Annotated in this window: 16 protein-coding genes; 1 reads left to right on the forward strand and 15 read right to left on the reverse strand. The window is 74.4% G+C overall.

The window, feature by feature from the left end; all coding sequences use genetic code 11:
• Positions 1-4 precede the first annotated feature (4 nt).
• From ACERUJ_RS11850 to rpsP, 15 genes are all read right to left on the reverse strand, one after another.
• On the reverse strand, positions 5-946 hold the full coding sequence (locus tag ACERUJ_RS11850; RefSeq protein ID WP_370248739.1) for a tyrosine recombinase XerC: 942 nt from the start codon (positions 944-946) through the stop codon (positions 5-7).
• Positions 943-2,163 carry a DNA-processing protein DprA gene (locus ACERUJ_RS11855; RefSeq protein ID WP_370248740.1) on the reverse strand — a complete coding sequence of 407 codons (1,221 nt, stop codon included), beginning with the start codon at positions 2,161-2,163 and terminating at the stop codon, positions 943-945. Before ACERUJ_RS11855 ends, ACERUJ_RS11850 begins: the two co-directional genes overlap by 4 nt.
• Positions 2,160-3,758, reverse strand: a complete 1,599-nt coding sequence (locus ACERUJ_RS11860; protein ID WP_370248742.1) for a YifB family Mg chelatase-like AAA ATPase — start codon at positions 3,756-3,758, stop codon at positions 2,160-2,162. The genes ACERUJ_RS11855 and ACERUJ_RS11860 overlap by 4 nt, the downstream gene beginning before the upstream one ends.
• On the reverse strand, positions 3,755-4,210 hold the full coding sequence (locus ACERUJ_RS11865) for a YraN family protein (RefSeq protein ID WP_370248743.1): 456 nt from the start codon (positions 4,208-4,210) through the stop codon (positions 3,755-3,757). The genes ACERUJ_RS11860 and ACERUJ_RS11865 overlap by 4 nt, the downstream gene beginning before the upstream one ends.
• Before the next feature lie 102 nt (positions 4,211-4,312).
• Positions 4,313-5,980: a hypothetical protein gene (locus tag ACERUJ_RS11870; RefSeq protein ID WP_370248744.1), complete on the reverse strand. Its 1,668-nt coding sequence runs from the start codon at positions 5,978-5,980 to the stop codon at positions 4,313-4,315.
• Positions 5,977-6,441, reverse strand: a complete 465-nt coding sequence (locus tag ACERUJ_RS11875; RefSeq protein ID WP_370248745.1) for a TadE/TadG family type IV pilus assembly protein — start codon at positions 6,439-6,441, stop codon at positions 5,977-5,979. The genes ACERUJ_RS11870 and ACERUJ_RS11875 overlap by 4 nt, the downstream gene beginning before the upstream one ends.
• A gap of 159 nt (positions 6,442-6,600) precedes the next feature.
• The gene (locus tag ACERUJ_RS11880; protein ID WP_370248746.1) at positions 6,601-8,418 is read right to left on the reverse strand and encodes a hypothetical protein; all 1,818 of its coding nucleotides are present in this window, start codon (positions 8,416-8,418) and stop codon (positions 6,601-6,603) included.
• 469 nt (positions 8,419-8,887) lie between these two features.
• Positions 8,888-9,193, reverse strand: a complete 306-nt coding sequence (locus ACERUJ_RS11885; protein ID WP_370248747.1) for a DUF2469 domain-containing protein — start codon at positions 9,191-9,193, stop codon at positions 8,888-8,890.
• Entirely contained in the window at positions 9,190-9,897 is a 708-nt protein-coding gene (locus ACERUJ_RS11890) for a ribonuclease HII (protein ID WP_370248748.1), read from the reverse strand. The genes ACERUJ_RS11885 and ACERUJ_RS11890 overlap by 4 nt, the downstream gene beginning before the upstream one ends.
• Before the next feature lie 4 nt (positions 9,898-9,901).
• Positions 9,902-10,687 (reverse strand): signal peptidase I, encoded by a 786-nt coding sequence (lepB, locus tag ACERUJ_RS11895; RefSeq protein WP_370248749.1) that lies wholly within the window; start codon positions 10,685-10,687, stop codon positions 9,902-9,904.
• Positions 10,688-10,719: 32 nt separating this feature from the next.
• Positions 10,720-11,070 carry a 50S ribosomal protein L19 gene (gene rplS, locus ACERUJ_RS11900; RefSeq protein WP_370248750.1) on the reverse strand — a complete coding sequence of 117 codons (351 nt, stop codon included), beginning with the start codon at positions 11,068-11,070 and terminating at the stop codon, positions 10,720-10,722.
• A gap of 235 nt (positions 11,071-11,305) precedes the next feature.
• Entirely contained in the window at positions 11,306-12,502 is a 1,197-nt protein-coding gene (trmD, locus tag ACERUJ_RS11905) for a tRNA (guanosine(37)-N1)-methyltransferase TrmD (protein WP_370248751.1), read from the reverse strand.
• Between the two features lie 6 nt (positions 12,503-12,508).
• Complete coding sequence (rimM, locus tag ACERUJ_RS11910; protein ID WP_370248752.1) at positions 12,509-13,066, reverse strand: ribosome maturation factor RimM; 558 nt, start codon at positions 13,064-13,066, stop codon at positions 12,509-12,511.
• 135 nt (positions 13,067-13,201) lie between these two features.
• A complete protein-coding gene (locus ACERUJ_RS11915; RefSeq protein ID WP_370248753.1) occupies positions 13,202-13,444 on the reverse strand; it encodes an RNA-binding protein in 243 nt (80 codons plus the stop codon).
• A complete protein-coding gene (gene rpsP, locus ACERUJ_RS11920) occupies positions 13,444-13,917 on the reverse strand; it encodes a 30S ribosomal protein S16 (RefSeq protein ID WP_370248754.1) in 474 nt (157 codons plus the stop codon). The genes ACERUJ_RS11915 and rpsP overlap by 1 nt, the downstream gene beginning before the upstream one ends.
• Positions 13,918-14,141: 224 nt before the next feature.
• Between rpsP and ACERUJ_RS11925 the strand changes: the two genes are divergently transcribed.
• Positions 14,142-15,119: a VanW family protein gene (locus tag ACERUJ_RS11925; protein ID WP_370248755.1), complete on the forward strand. Its 978-nt coding sequence runs from the start codon at positions 14,142-14,144 to the stop codon at positions 15,117-15,119.
• Positions 15,120-15,142: the final 23 nt, after the last annotated feature.

Here is a 15,142-nt window from a genome sequence, read left to right on the forward strand (position 1 = left end):
GGGCTCAGGCGCGGGGGTGGGCCTGGCGGTAGGCGCGGCGCAGCCGGTCGGTGGTGACGTGGGTGTAGCGCTGGGTGGTGGCCAACGAGGAGTGCCCGAGCAGCTCCTGCACCGACCGCAGGTCCGCACCGCCCTCGAGCAGGTGGGTGGCGGCGGAGTGGCGCAGCCCGTGGGGGCCGAGGTCGGGGGCGCCCGGCACCGCCGCGATCGCGGCGTGGACGAGGGTGCGCACCGCCCGCGGATCGATGCGGGCGCCGCGAGCGCCCAGGAACAGCGCGGGTCCGGAGTCCGGTCGGGCCAGCTCGGGGCGGCCCTGGACCAGCCACCGGTCCAGCGCCAGCTCGGCGGGCCGCCCGAAGGGCACGGTGCGTTCCTTGCGGCCCTTGCCGAGCACCCGCAGCACCCGCCGGTCGCGGTCGACGTCGTCGAGGTCGAGTCCCACCAGCTCGCCCACGCGCACCCCGGTGGCGTAGAGCAGCTCCAGCACCGCCGCGTCGCGCCGACCGACGGCACCCCGCTCGGCGGCCCCGGCCACCGCCGACTCCACGAGCGCCCGTGCCTCGTCGGCCCGCAGGACCGCCGGGAGGGTGCGGTGGGGCCGCGGGGAACCGAGCGCGGACCCGGCGTCGGTCGAGGTGCGCCCCGTGCGGGCTAGCCAGGCGGTGAACACGCGCGCGGCGGTGGCGCGGCGCGCGAGGGTGCTGCGGGACCTCCCGGTGCTCTGCAGGCGGGCCAGCCAGCTGCGCAGGGTGCGCAGGTCCAGCTCTTCGGGGGCGCCCAGACCGCACCGGTCGGCGTGGTCGAGCAGGGAGGACACGTCGCCGAGGTAGGCGCGCACCGTGTGGGGGGTGAGGTCCCGCTCGGCCACGAGGTGGCGCTCGTAGTCGGCGAGCAGGCGACACGCCCACTCCGGCAGCGCCGCCGCCCCCTCCCCCTCCTCGCTCACGGGCCGATCGTAGGTGGCCCGGAGCCCGGGCCGGCGGCGGCACGCGCGGCGAGCCGCCACCCGTGCTCGTCGCGCTCCGCGAGACCGGCACGCCCGAGGCGGGCGACGGTCAGGCGCACCTCGGCGACGGCGATCCCCGCCACGCGGGCCAACGACCCGAGGTCGGCGCCCCGCCCGATCGGCAGGGCGTCGAGCACCTGGCGCTCGCGCACGGAGAGCCGGTCGCGCGGGTCGTCCGGCGCACCCGTGTCGGCGCGGCCCGCGGCCAGGTGCTCCCCGGCGCGGCCCGCCAGCTCGAGGGTGTCGGCGCCGTCGGTCACCAGCGTGGCGGCCCCCTCGCGCAGCAGGTCGTGCACTCCGACCGAGGACCCGCTCGTGACCGGCCCCGGCACCCCGCCGACCGGCCGGTGCAGCCGCCCGGCCCACGTGGCGGTGTTCAGGGCGCCGCTGCGCCGCGCCGCCTCGACGACCACCGTCACCCCGGTGAGGGCGGCGATGAGGCGGTTGCGGGCCAGGAAGCGGATCCGCTGCGGTGCACACCCCGGGGCGGCTTCCGAGACCAGAGCGCCGTCGACGGCGACGCGCCGCAGCAGCTCGCGGTGGGCCGCGGGGTAGGCGCGGTCCGCACCGCACGCCAGGACGGCCACCGTGGGTGCTCCCGCACCGAGTGCGGCACGGTGCGCCGCGACGTCGATGCCGAACGCCGCCCCGGAGACCACCAGCGGACCGGCGGCGGCCACGGTGGCGGCGATCTGGCCGGCCACCGCCGCGCCGTAGGTGGTGGCGGCCCGGGAGCCCACCACGGCGACGCCGCCGACGGCGTCGAGGGTGTCCAGCCGGAGCGCACCGCGGACCCAGAGCCCCAGCGGAGGTCCGCCGCGGTGGTGCAGGGTGCCGGCGTGGGCGAGGTCGGCGAGGCCCGCGGGCCACTCGGGGTCGCCCGGGATGAGGTAGCGCAGGCCCAGGCGCGCCCCCTGGTCCAGGTCCCGCGCGGGCTCGACGGCGTCGAGCCGGGCCGCGACGTCGGCCGCTGCGCCGCCCCGACCGGCGTCGCGCAGCAGCTCGACCGCGCGGGGCGCCCCCCACTGCTGCACGAGCAGGGCGATCCGGGGGTCGCCGGGCTCGGCCAGGCGACCGAGGGTGACACGGGCGAGACGCTCGGCGTCGGTGGCCACCGGGGGCGGGGCCGCTGACAGGGTGGGGTCCGGGGTGGTCATCCGCAGCGCTCCCACAGCGAGGCGGGCAGCGGATCGCCGCACCGCAGGCTCAGGGCGAGGTCGAGCTCGCGCGGTCCCGGCACGACGTCGCGTCCGGTGCGCACCGCCTCGAGGTCGGCCAGCGTCCAGGCGACCCGGTGCACGCGCACCGCTCCCCGGCTGCTCAGCCGCCCGGTGTAGACCGTCTCCTCGAGCAGGGCGGCCGCCGAGCCGGCCAGCGGCCACCGGTCACGCAGCGCGGTGCTCGGCGCATGGGCGTTGAGCCGCCAGCCGCAGCCGGCGTAGCGCGCCGCCTGACGCTCGCGAGCGGCGGCGACCCGCGCGCGGACGACCGCCGAGGTGTCGGGATCCCGCAGGGGGTCGCCCTCGTGCCGGCTGAGCGGCCCGACGTGACGACGCAGGTCGATGCGGTCGGCCACCGGACCGTGCAGCTTGTTCTGGTAGTCGCGCAGCGCCGTGGCGCGGCAGGTGCAGGTGCTGCGTCCCGAGACGGGGTCGTGGTCGCCGCACGGGCACGGGTTGGCCGCGAGGACCAACAGACCGCGCGCCGGCAGGGTGACCGACTCCTCGGTGCGGGCGATGGTGATGTCGCCGTTCTCGAGCGGCTCGCGCAGCGCCTCGATGATGTCGGTGCGGAAGAGCGGGAACTCGTCGAGGAAGAGCACACCGGCATGCGTGCGGCTCAACTCGCCCGGACGCACCTGGCGGCTGCCGCCGCCGACGATGCTGGCCTTGCTCGCGTCGTGGTGGGGAGCCGAGAACGGGGGTCGGGTCATCAGACCGTGTCCCGGGGGCAGGGTGCCGGCCAGGGAGTGCACAGCGGTGAGCTCCAGGGCCTCCTCGGGACTGAGGTCGGGCAGCAACGACGGCAGCCGCTCGGCGATGCTCGTCTTGCCCCCGCCCTTGGGACCGGTGAGCAGCAGCGGGTGTCCGCCCGCCGCGGCGACCTCGGCGGCGAACTTGGCATCCGCCATGCCCCGCAGGTCGGCGAGGTCGAGGTCGTCGAGACGCTGCTCCCCGCGCCACGCCAGCACCCGGCTCACCGACGGCGGCTCGACCGCCGGCGCCTCGGGCACCTCCTGCCCCCGCAGCAGCGCCACCGCCTGCGCGAGACTGCGCACGCCGACGACCTCGAGCCCGGGCACCAGCACGGCCTCGGGCACCTGCGGTTCGGGGACGATCACCCCGCGCAGGCCCCGGGCCGCGGCGGCCAGGGCCATCGGCAGCACGCCGGGCACGCACCGCAGCCGCCCGTCGAGGGTCAGCTCGCCCATGACCGCGAGGTCGGGCAGGACCTGCGGGGGCAGGTGCTGCTGCGCGGCGAGCACGGCCAGGGCCACCGCCAGGTCGAAGTGGGGGCCGCGCTTGAGCAGGTCGGCCGGGCTCAGCAGGATCGTGGTGCGCTTGGTGACCGGCCAGGGCAGGTCGCTGTTGAGGACCGCCATCCGACAGCGGTCGCCGGACTCGCGCAGCGACAGGTCGGGGCGGCCGACCATGGTCAGCCCGACCTGACCGGGCGAGACGTCCACCTGGACGTCGACGACGTGGCCGATGGCCCCGTGCAGGGAGACCGTGCGGGCGGTCGCGGTGCTCACGAGGCCAACCCCACGACGTGCTCGACCACCGCGGCCCCCTGCCGGGGACGGTGGACGGCCACGAGGTCGACCCGGCGGTCACGGTCGGCCAGCCCGTGCTCGTGGGCGAAGCGGTCGATGAGCCGGTGCAGTCGCGCGAGCTTGGCCGGGGTGATCGCCTCGTGCGGCGTGCCGCCGACGACGCCGGTGCGGGTCTTGACCTCGCACCCCACCAGCACCGCACCGTCGCGCAGCACCAGGTCGAGCTCGCCCTCGGGGCAGCGCCAGTTGCGCGCCAGCAGGACCAGCCCGCGGTCGAGCAGGTGGCGGGCGGCCACCCGCTCTCCGTAGTCGCCCAGCGCCCGCCGCGCCGCGGCGCTGCGGGCGCCCCGGGGTGGCGTGTCGGGCGTGCCGGGAGGACCGGCGGTGCCATCGGGGGTGAGGGGTGGCGGGTCGAGCGCGGGTGTCGTCATCGGGGAACCTCCTGCCCCGACCCTGCGGGGCGCGGCTCCGCGCGGCGAGGACGCCGAACGCCATCGGTGGACGACGCCGCCGTCCCCGCGAGCTGTGGAGGATCAGCCGACGAGCTTGGGCACCGCGCACTCGGCGTTCGGCACCGGGCGGTACTCACCGCCGGCGACCGTGATGCCCAGGGCGCGCAGCAGCGGGGTCAGCAGGACGGAGTCGAGCGTGGTGACCAGCGGCGTCAGGACGGTGGAGACCAACGGGTCCACGATCGCCGAGGTGATCGTGCCCAGCGGGAGACCCAGCACCGAGATCCCGGAGGTGTCGGCGACCAGCGCCGGGGCCCCCAACCCGTTGGATCCGGTGGTGCGCAGCGCCGAGTAGTCGCCGTTGGGGAAGGTGGTGTTGTACGGGACGTCGAGGGTGAACGGCGTGCTGCTGGTGCCGCTCGGCACGCGCTGGGTGTAGACCCGCAACGGAGCGTCGACGATCGGGATGAACAGCAGGGTCGCGCGCAGCTTGAGGTACATCTGCAGGTCGAGCAGGCCCGCACTGGGCGTGATGGCGAGCGTGCGCTTGCTGGAGGTGCAGGTGACCGAGGTCAGCAGGCCCTCGGCCGAGGCGACGTTGACCCGGATGTCGAGCGGCGAGGTGACGCTGGCCAGACCCAGGTTGATGTTCGTGATCGAGCCGGTGATCCGCAGCGAGACCTGCGAGGTCGAGCCCCGCGCCTGGCCGGCGAGGCCGCAGGCGAGGTGGGGCTTCTCCCCCAGCGTCAGCGAGACCGCCAGCTGGGACACCCCGGGGATGTTGACGTTGAGGTTGGGCAGGGCGATCGCGTTGGTGCCGTTGGCCACGAAGATGCCGGTGCTCACGAGGTCGAAGACGTTGAGGGAGCCGTTGAGCGCCGCCGAGGAGCCGGTGTCGAGCTTGAGGAGGTCGCCGAGCTTGACCATCGTCGAGCCCAGCGTGCCGGTGGCCAGCCGCTGGAGCAGCGCGATCTGGGCGGTCTGCCCGGACTCGCGGCGCAGCACCTCGGCGGTGGCGAGCATCAGCGAGCTGAGCTTGACCGCGGTGGTGAGCGCGGCCTCCGGCGAGGCCGCGATGAGCCCGGTCTGCACGAGCTGCAGGAGGGTGACGTCGGCGGCGGCCAACTGGCCGGCGTCGGCGACGCCGAGGGTGATGTTGCCGCCCAGGGCGGAGAGCAACGGCCCGAGCAGGGTGGAGTCGCCGGTCTTGATCCGCGCGGCGTAGGACCCCACCGAGAAGCAGGCCCCCTGGCTGGAGCTGGCGATCGCGCTGCGCGAGGCCCGCCCGGAGCCGCGGCCCGTGAGGCCGGCGAACGCGAAGTCGGCGGTGCTCGTGGCGGTCACCTTGACGGCCGTCGGCACGGTGGTGCCGGTGACGGCGGTGAAGACCCCGGCCGTGTCGACCTTGCCGGGCACCACGGCGAGCGTGGGGGTGCGGCCGGCGTTCTCGCCGCGGTTGCGGGCCGCGCTCGCATTGGCCCACTGCTGCAACTGCGACGGCGCGCCGGTGGTGAGCTGGGCCGCCGTGCGGGAGCCGTCGAGCTGACGCGCGATGTCGAGCGCCACGACGTCGGCGAGCGCCTGCATGTCGCTGCGCACGACGCGCTGCACCCCGATGTCGACGACGAGCGCGGCCGCGATCATCAGCACGACCATCACCGCGCCGGTGACGACCGCGACCGCGCCGCGGTCCTCGCGCTCCCGGTGCCTCCTGGTCCGCCACCGGAGCAGCGCGGGCCGGGGACTCAACTGACCCTCACGGTGGAGGAGTAGCTGAGCGTGGCCGGCAGGGTGCGGTCGACCAGCGGCACCGAGGGGATCAGCGGGTTGGCGCGGTAGTTGTAGACCAGCCGGACGGTGACGCAGCGCTCGGTGCTGCCGGTGCTGCAGGCCGCGGCGGCACTGACGGTGCAGTCGCCGACGTCCTTGCTGCCCTTGAGCAGGTTGCCGCCCGAGCAGGTCAGGCCGGCGGTGTCGAGCGCGCTGGTGATCGCGGCGGTCGCGGCCGAGGTGCGGGTGGTGTCGCTGAGCTGCACGGCAGCGGCGCGGGCGCCCTCGGCGGCGGCCTGGCTGAGGTTCTGCCGGAAGGACAGCATGAAGCCGAAGCTGATGATGCCGAAGACGAGCAGCAGCAGGATCGGTGCGATCAGCGCGAACTCCAGTGCGGCGGCACCGCGATCCTCGCGGGCGTGCCGGACATGCCTCCCCATACCGCGGTCCCTCCCCGTGTGGCGGGGGTCGACGACCGGCCCGCTCACGCCTCAGGGTAAGGGCGGGCACGGGCTGTCGGCAGGGGTCGCTCGCAGATCGGCCCGAGAAATGGCCGATCGGTCTAGTCAGTTCGGGCTAGGTGGCCTCCGGTCGTCGGCTCACCCCCGCAGCGCCGGGAAGGCGCAGATCGGGGGCATGACGCCGTACAGGTCGGCCCCGGCCACCTGGAGGCCGAACATCGTGCTCAGCGGCACCAGCTCGGCATTGAGGTTGTCGAGGTAGCCGTTGATGCCGTCGATCACGCTCTTCTGGACCAGGTCGTCGAGGATGGCGGTGATCGAGAAGTCGGTGCCGAACGTCAGCGTGGAGAGGTTGATCACCGAGGTGCCGAGCAGGCCCTTGATGGTCACGGTGCCGGTGACGTCGGCGGCGTCGATGACGACGTGGGGGAAGGCGTAGCCGCCGGTGCCGCCGATCCGCTCGGGATCGGTGAAGCTGCGCGGCGGGACGGCGTAGGTGGCGGCGGTGCTGACCGTGGGCGAGGCCAGCGTGGCGCCGGCCTGGATGGTGAGGTCGACGGTGACCTTCGCGGTCAGCTTGCCCAGGCTGGTGAGGAGTCGGGTGATGTAGGAGGCGCCGAGGAAGTCGGTGGTCTTGATGTCGCCGGTGAGCCGGATCGGGATGTCCACCCGCGACGTCGAGAGCGACCGCGAGACCTGGGCCCGGATCTCCTGGGGGTCACCCAAGGTGCCGGCACCGCAGCGCACCCCGGTCAGGGAGGCCGAGGCGGAGGCGAGCGAGATCGTGGTGTCGGCGACGACCTTGGCGGCGGTGAGACCGGCGATCGTCGGGATGTTGAGCTCCGGCAGGGCGCGCAGGGTGATCTGGGCGGTGCGGGCGGTGGTGGCGCCGGGCTCGCCACAGGCCCGCTGCGGACCCTCGATGACCTGCAGGGACGTCATGCCGTTGGAGAACTGCGGGACGTTCCAGAGCACCGGCAGCGAGAGCAGGTTGTTCCCGTTGGCCAGGAATCCGGAGATGGCGACGAGGTCGAGCACGTTGATGCTGCTGGCCAGCAGGGCGGCGTTGCCGGTGCTCAGGTCCACCACCTGGCGCAGGTCGATCACCGCGGACGCGGCCACCTTGGTGGCCAGCGACTCCAACAGGGTGATGTCGGCCGCCTGACCGCCGTCGGCGCGCAGCGCGGTGGCGCTCGCCCGGAACAGCGACCCCAGCGAGATCCGGGAGTAGTCCAGGCCCGCCCCCGTGGTGCCGGCCAGCAGCGCGGTCTGCAGGCGGCGCAGGTTCACCGCGGCGTCCACGAGACCGGCGTAGCTGGCGATCGAGAGGTCGAGGGCGTCGTTGAGGTAGCGGTCCAGCACGGCGCCCTGGCCCGAGTTCACCGCCGCGACGAACGACCCCACCTGCAGGCAGGCCACCGACGTGGACTGGCCGATCGCCGTGCGGCTCGCGGCCCCCGAGCCCCGCTCGAAGGCGAACGGGATGCTGCCGCGCACCTTCACCCAGACCGCCTTGGGGACCTGCTGGCCGGTGAGCGCGGCGGGCAGCCCGGTGGGATCGAGGACCGGTGCGCCCGTGGCGTCGAGGGTGACCAGCCGGACCTCGACCGTGGGGGCCGCGCCGACGACGCCCCGGGGGTTGCGCGCCAGGCTCTGGTCGCGCGCGGTGGCCAGGGAGGGGTGGGTGCTGTCACCCGCGAGCACCTGGGCGGCCGTGCGACCGTCCAGCAGGCGGGCGAGGTCGAGGGCCACGATGTCGGCCAGGGCCTGGGCGTCACGACGCACGACGCGCTGCATCCCGAGGTCCACGGCGAAGGCGGTCGAGCCGATCAGGGCGACGAGCAGCAGGGCGACCATCGCCACCACGGCGCCCCGGTCGTCCCTGTCGTGGCGGTCGTGGCGGGCGGCGTGACGGCGCTCGAGTCGCGCCCGGGCGCTCCGCGTGGTGCGGCGCACCGCGCGCCAGCCGGCGCGGTCGTCGACCCTGCCCCATGCGGGCCCCCTCCCGGCCTCGTGCCCCCGGCCCGGTCGCGGGCCCGCGGCGCCACGGCGGCGGGAGGACGTCGAGGAGGTCGGCCGGCAGGTCGGACACCTGAGCAGTCCGCGATCGGATCGCTCGCGACTGATCACCCGAGGACGGTCCGCTGTCATGGTCGCTCCCCCCCGACGGTGATGGCACGGCAGTCGATGGGAGGGCTCCGCACCCGCACGGCGCGGGCCAGCTCACGTGGAGCCGGCCCGCGCCGTGGTCGCAGCGTCACGGCCCCACGCACGTGATGTGCCGCGTCACGGGTTTCCCTCCCCACGGTGCTCATCGGCGCACCACCGGCGGGCCTGAGGAGAACTTGCGATTTCCTTGAGAAAATTCACACGCACACGATCAGGTCGCCCCCACGCGGGGCGGTCGATCGCGCCTGGGCCGGCCTCAGGGCTTGGGCGGATCGATGTCCGAGGGCTGCAGCTCCTCGACGTTGACGTCCTTGAAGGTCAGCACCTTCACGCTCTTGGCGAAGCGGGCCGGGCGGTACATGTCCCACACCCAGCAGTCGAGCATGGTGACCTCGAAGAAGACCTCGCCCTCGGTGCGGGCCTTCACGTCGACCTGGTTGCAGAGGTAGAAGCGACGGTCGGTCTCCACGACGTACTTGAAGATCCCGACGACGTCGCGGTACTCGCGGTAGAGCGTGAGCTCCTGCTCCGCCTCGTACTTCTCCAGGTCCTCGGCGCTCATGACGGCGACTCTAGTGCGGTCGCGCCGTCGGCGGGCGCCACCACCCCGGGCAGGCTCCACGAGCGACGGTGCTCGACGCAGGGCCCGTGGAGGCGCAGTGCCGCGAGGTGGTCGGGGGCCGCGTAGCCCTTGTTGACCTCCCAGCCGTAACCGGGGTGCTGCCGGGCGAGCTCGACCATGAGCGCGTCGCGCTCGGTCTTGGCCAGGATGCTGGCCGCAGCGGTGGCGGCGCAGCGCAGGTCGGCCTTGACCAGCGTCCGCACGGGGGGCGGATCGGCCAGCAGCCCCGGGGGCTCCCCCAGCAGGGAGGCCTGCTCGGGCGGGCTGAGGTAGTCGTGGTTGCCGTCGAGCAGCACGAGGTCGGGACGCACCCCGAGTCCGGCCATCGCGCGGTGGCCGGCGAGCCGCAGCGCGGGGAGGATGCCGAACTCGTCCACCTCGGCGGCGCTGGCGTGCCCGACCGCGTGCGCGGCGGCCCAGCGCCGGACCTTCGGCGCCAGCCGCTGCCGGTGCTCGGGGGTCAGCAGCTTGCTGTCGCGCACGCCCGTGGGCGCGGTGCCCGTCTCGAGGGTGACGACGACCATCCCGACGGTGGCCGGGCCGCCGAGCGCGCCGCGACCGGCCTCGTCGGCGCAGGCCAGCGTGAGGTACCCCTCGCGCAGCAGCGCCCGCGCGATGCGCAGGCTCGGCCGGGTAGCGGCCACGGCCTCAGCCGGCCGAGGGCTCGGGGATCGTGTCGAAGACCGCGGGACGCGAGAGCCAGTCCCAGTGGTCGCGGGGCCAGATCACCGCGCGGACCTTGCCCACCACCTCGTCGACGTCGACGTAGGGGTCACGCGTGCAGTCGGTCTCGGTGGGCAGGCACAGGTGCACGGTGGAGTCCGCGGAGTCGGAGCGGTTGTCGCCCATCACGAACAGCTTGCCGTCCGGCACCGGGCCGGCGGTCCAGTCGCAGGTGGAGATCATCGGGCCGTTGCACTGCACGTTCTCGGGCCGCGGCGCGATGTAGTCGTCCTCGTCCAGCGGCAGGCCGTTGACCGAGATCCGGCCCTGCGCGTCGCAGCACACGATCGTGTCGCCGGCGACACCGATCACGCGCTTCACCAGGTGGCCGCCGGTGGGGTAGAGCCCCACCTTGGCGAGCAGCGAGCGGACGCCGGAGGCGTCGTCGCGCTCGGACTCCCCCAGCCAGCCGCCGGGGTCGCGGAAGACGACGACGTCGCCGCGCTGGGGCGAGCCGAAGAAGTAGCTCGGCTTCTCCACCAGGATCCGGTCCTGGTCGACCAGACCGGGCTCCATGGAGTCGGAGGGGATGTAGAAGGTCTGGACGAGCAGCGCCTTCGCCAGGACGGCCAGCAGGAGGGCGATCGCCAGCAGCAGCAGGCCCTCCTGCCAGATCGGCAGGTCCGGCCACCGCAGCCGGCGCGGAGCCGCCCCCGAGGGGGCGGGCTCCACGTCCGGCGCGGGCGCGTCGTCGCGGGGGGAGTCGGTCACGCGGTGTGGTCCGAGAGGTCGTCGGGGCCGGATCAGGCCTCGCGACGCTCCTTGATCTTCGCGGCCTTGCCGCGCAGGTTGCGCAGGTAGTACAGCTTCGCGCGACGGACGTCACCGCGGGTGACGACCTCGATCTGCTCGAAGATCGGGGAGTGCAGCGGGAAGGTGCGCTCGACGCCGACGCCGAAGGAGACCTTGCGGACGGTGAAGGTGCGGCCGATGCCGGCACCGTGCATGCGGATCACGACGCCCTGGAAGATCTGCACGCGGGAGCGGTTGCCCTCGACGACCTTCACGTGGACCTTGACGGTGTCGCCGGCGCGGAAGGCGGGGACGTCGTCGCGGAGCTGGGCCTTGCCGAGCTCGGTGATGATGTTGGTCATGGTTCTCCTTCACGGGTGCCACAGGTCAGCCGCGGAACGGTGGTGGTGCGGGCCCGCGCGAACCGTTCGCGCGGGAGCGACCCGACCGTGGGTGTCGGCGGCGCGAGACGTCCCCTGTGGCAGACGTCCGACGCGGTCCCCCCGTGCGTTCCTCGGAGCGGACCTTCGACCCGGTCGGATCAACGCCTGAGTCTGCCACAGCGGCGACGGGCGTCCGAAATCCGTCGGGGTCGGCTCAGGAGCGCCGACGGCCCCGCGGCTTGGCGAGCCGGACCGGCCCCGAGGGCAGGTCGCCGACGCCGACGACGCGGTAGCCGGCCCGCTTGTACCGACGCAGGTTGGCCTCGCTGCGGCGGCCCGTGAAGAGCCGGTATCCGGTGGCGGCGGGGGGCGCCTGCTGCTCGGCGTGCTCGAGCAGCACGCGTCCGAGCCCGCGCCCGCGCAGGTCCGGGGACACCATGAGCCGCCCGATCTCCCACTCCGTGCCGTCCTCGTCGGCCACGAGACGCCCGCGGACCGCCCCCACGAGCCGGCCCGCGGACCGCACGCACCACACCGTCCACTCCCCCAGGTCGCGCACGACGTCCTCGAGGGTCTCGTGCAGCGGGGGGATGGTGAGGTCGTCGTTGACCAGCGCTTCGGTGACCCAGCACGCCAGCTGCAGGGTGAACAGCTCCGCGGCGTCGGCGCGGGTGGCCGCCACGACGTCCCAGCCGCCCGGCGCGGCGCTGGCCGGCACCAGGTCGGGACGCCGCTCGACGGTGCGCGCCAGCGACTGCTCTCGCCGCCACGCCGCGATCCGGGCGTGGTCGCCGGAGAGCAGCACGGGCGGCACGTCCAGGCCGCGCCACGAGGCCGGCTTGGTGTAGACGGGGTACTCCAGCAGACCGTCCTCGTGGGACTCCTCGACCAGCGACTCGGCGTTGCCCATGAAGCCGGGCAGCAGGCGCACCACCGCCTCGGTGACGGCGATCGCCGCCACCTCGCCGCCGTTGAGGACGTAGTCGCCGAGACTGACCTCCCACACCTGCTCGACGTCGGGCCGCGCGGCCGCGTGATCGAGGACCCGCTGGTCGATGCCCTCGTAGCGGCCGCACGCGAAGACCAGCCGGGGACGCTGCGCCAGGGTGCGGGCGTCGGCCTGACGGAAGGGTCGCCCCGACGGCGTGGGCACGACGAGCGTGGCCCGCTCCTCCTCCCCGGTGCCGCCGAGCAGCTCGTCGAGCGCCGCCGCCCAGGGCTCCGGACGCATCACCATGCCGGCACCCCCGCCGTACGGGGTGTCGTCGACGGTGCGGTGACGATCGGTGGTCCAGGTGCGCAGGTCGTGGACGGCGAGGTCGATCAGACCCGCGCGGCGCGCCCGGCCCGCCAGCGACAGCTCCAGCGGGGCGAAGAAGTCGGGGAAGATCGTGAGGTAGTCCAGGCGCACGACGGTTCAGTCCTCGAGCGGGGCGACCAGTCCGGGGCGGTCGGCGACGACGACGCGCCCGGCGTCGAGGTCGACCTCCGGCACGAGGGCGGCGACGAACGGCACCAGGGTGGCCCGGCCGTCCAGCGCGCGGATCTGCAGCAGGTCCTGGGCGCCGTGGGTGATCCCGGTGACCACCCCGAGCTCGGTGCCGTCGACGTCGTGGACCGCCAGGCCGACCAGCTGGTGGTCGTAGAACTCCTCGGGATCCTCGGGCCGCTCGTCGGCGGGCACGTCGGCGTGCAGCACCACGCCTCGGGCGGCCTCGGCCGCGGTGCGGTCGGGCAGCTCCTCGAAGGCGAGCAGCAGCACCTGCTGGTGCCAGCGGGCCCGCGCCACGGTGAGGGTGCGGTGCGCGAAGGTGCCGCCCCGCGGGGCCTGGGCCCGCAGCACCGTCCCCACGACGAAGCGCCGCTCGGGCTCGTCGGTGCGGACGTCGACGGTGACCTCGCCGCGCAGGCCGTGCGGCTTGCCCAGGCGGGCGACGACGACCTCGATGGTCGGCTCACGGTCGGTGGGGGCCATCCGGGGCTCCTCTCGCAGGGATCGGGCGGGTCACGGGCGGGTCGGGGGTGAACGCAGGCGACCCGCCGCCCGGCACAGGGCCGGGACGGCGGGTCGAGAGCGTGGCGCGGCTGGGTCGATCCGGTGGGATCGGCGTCAGCGGCGGCGGTCGGTGTCGACGAAGTCGATCCGGGCGCCGTTCTTGCCGGCCAGCGCACCGATGACGGTGCGGAAGGCCTTCGCGGTGCGACCACCGCGGCCGATCACCTTGCCGAGGTCGTCGGGGTGGACCCGGACCTCGAGCAGGGTGCCGCGCCGCAGGGTCTTGTCGCGCACGACGACGTCGTCGGGGTGGTCGACGACCCCCCGGACGAGGTGCTCGAGCGCGTCGGCGAGCATCAGGCCTCGCTCGACTCGGCCTCGGCCTCGGCGGCCGGGGCCTCGGCGGCGGGCGCCTCGGCCGCGGGGGCCTCGGGCTCGGCGGCCTTCTTCGAGCTCTTCGCGGTCACCGCGACACCCGCGGGCTCGTCGCCGACACGCTTGAGCGCCTCGTTGAACAGCGCCTGCTTGTCGGGGCGGGCCGGCTGGGGCTTGAGGGTGCCCTCGGCGCCCTTGTAGCCCTTGAACTTGTGCCAGTCGCCGGTGATCTTGAGCAGCTTCTCGACCGCCTCGGTGGGCTGCGCGCCCACGCCGAGCCAGTACTGCGCCCGCTCGGTGGAGACCTTGATCAGGCTGGGCTCCTCCTTGGGGTGGTAGAGCCCGATCTCCTCGATCACGCGACCGTCGCGCTTCTTGCGCGAGTCGACGACGACGATGCGGTACTGCGGCACCCGGACCTTGCCCAGGCGCTTCAAGCGGATCTTGACGGCCACGTCGGTGGTGTCTCCTTGCCAGTGGTGTGTGGGTGGGCACGCGTGCACGGAGTGGGGTTTCCACGACCGACGCGCCCGATGGGCACTGGCTGCAGGAGAGAGGGTCCACGCGGCCAGGACTCAGCCGGTCAGTCTGCCAGACGCCGACGGATCGGCGGAAATCCCGCACGAACCGACCGCCTCGGGGCGACAACCGGAGGGCCGGGACGTGCATCTCAGTGTTCGTGACCATCATCCTCGATCCCCGCACGACCGGGGCACCTGCCACCGCCGTCCCCCCCGTCGCCCCCGCCCCCTCCGGCGCCCCCGAGGCACCGGACTGGCTGCTCCGTCACGCCCGGCTCCCGCTCACGCGGCGGGTGCCGTGGCTGCTCCCGGTGGCCGTCCGGATCCACCGGGCCCGGCGTCGTCTGCTGTGGTGGACCGCTCCCCTGCGCGGGGTCCGGTTCGCCCGTCGCCCCGACGCCGCCGCCCGCGCGGCGCTGGCCGATCCCGAGGCCCGCCGCGCCGCCTTCGGGGTGCGGGTGGCACGGCACGGCTCGCTGCTGCGCCGCGACCTCGACCCGGCCGAGATGGTGTGGCAGGAGAACAAGGTGGTGAACCTCGGTCTGGCCGGCGCCCGGCTCGACGGCGTCGTGATCCGCCCCGGCGAGACGTTCTCCTTCAACCGCCTGGTCGGCGAGGCCACCCGGCGGCGCGGCTATCTGCCGGGGATGCGCCTCTCGCAGGGTCGCGCGATCGTCGGGGTCGGCGGCGGACTGTGCCAGCTGGCCAACCTCGTGCACTGGATGGTGCTGCACAGCCCCCTGACGGTCGTCGAGCGCAGCGAGCACTCCTTCGACACCTTCCCCGACCGGGGCCGGGTGCTGCCGTGGGGGGTCGGCGTCTCGATCGTCTACAACTACGTCGACCTCGTGGTGCGCAACGACACCGAGCACACCTTCCACCTCACGGTGGGGATCGACGAGCCGCACCTGCGCGGCGAGCTGCGCAGCGACTCCCCGTTGCCGCACTCCTACCGCGTGCACGCGCGGCACGAGGAGTTCCTGCGCTACGAGGGCTCGGTGTACCGCCGCAACGAGATCTGGCGCACCGTCATCGACCGCGTCACCGGCGACGTCGTGGGCGAGGAGCTGCTCAAGCGCAACTGCGCCCGGGTGGTGTACGAACCCGACCCGGCCCGGGTGCGCGACGTCGGCTGACCCGGCCCGGACCCGGCCCGGAC

This window comes from Nocardioides sp. (assembly GCF_964228225.1).
Lineage (GTDB): Bacteria > Actinomycetota > Actinomycetes > Propionibacteriales > Nocardioidaceae > Nocardioides.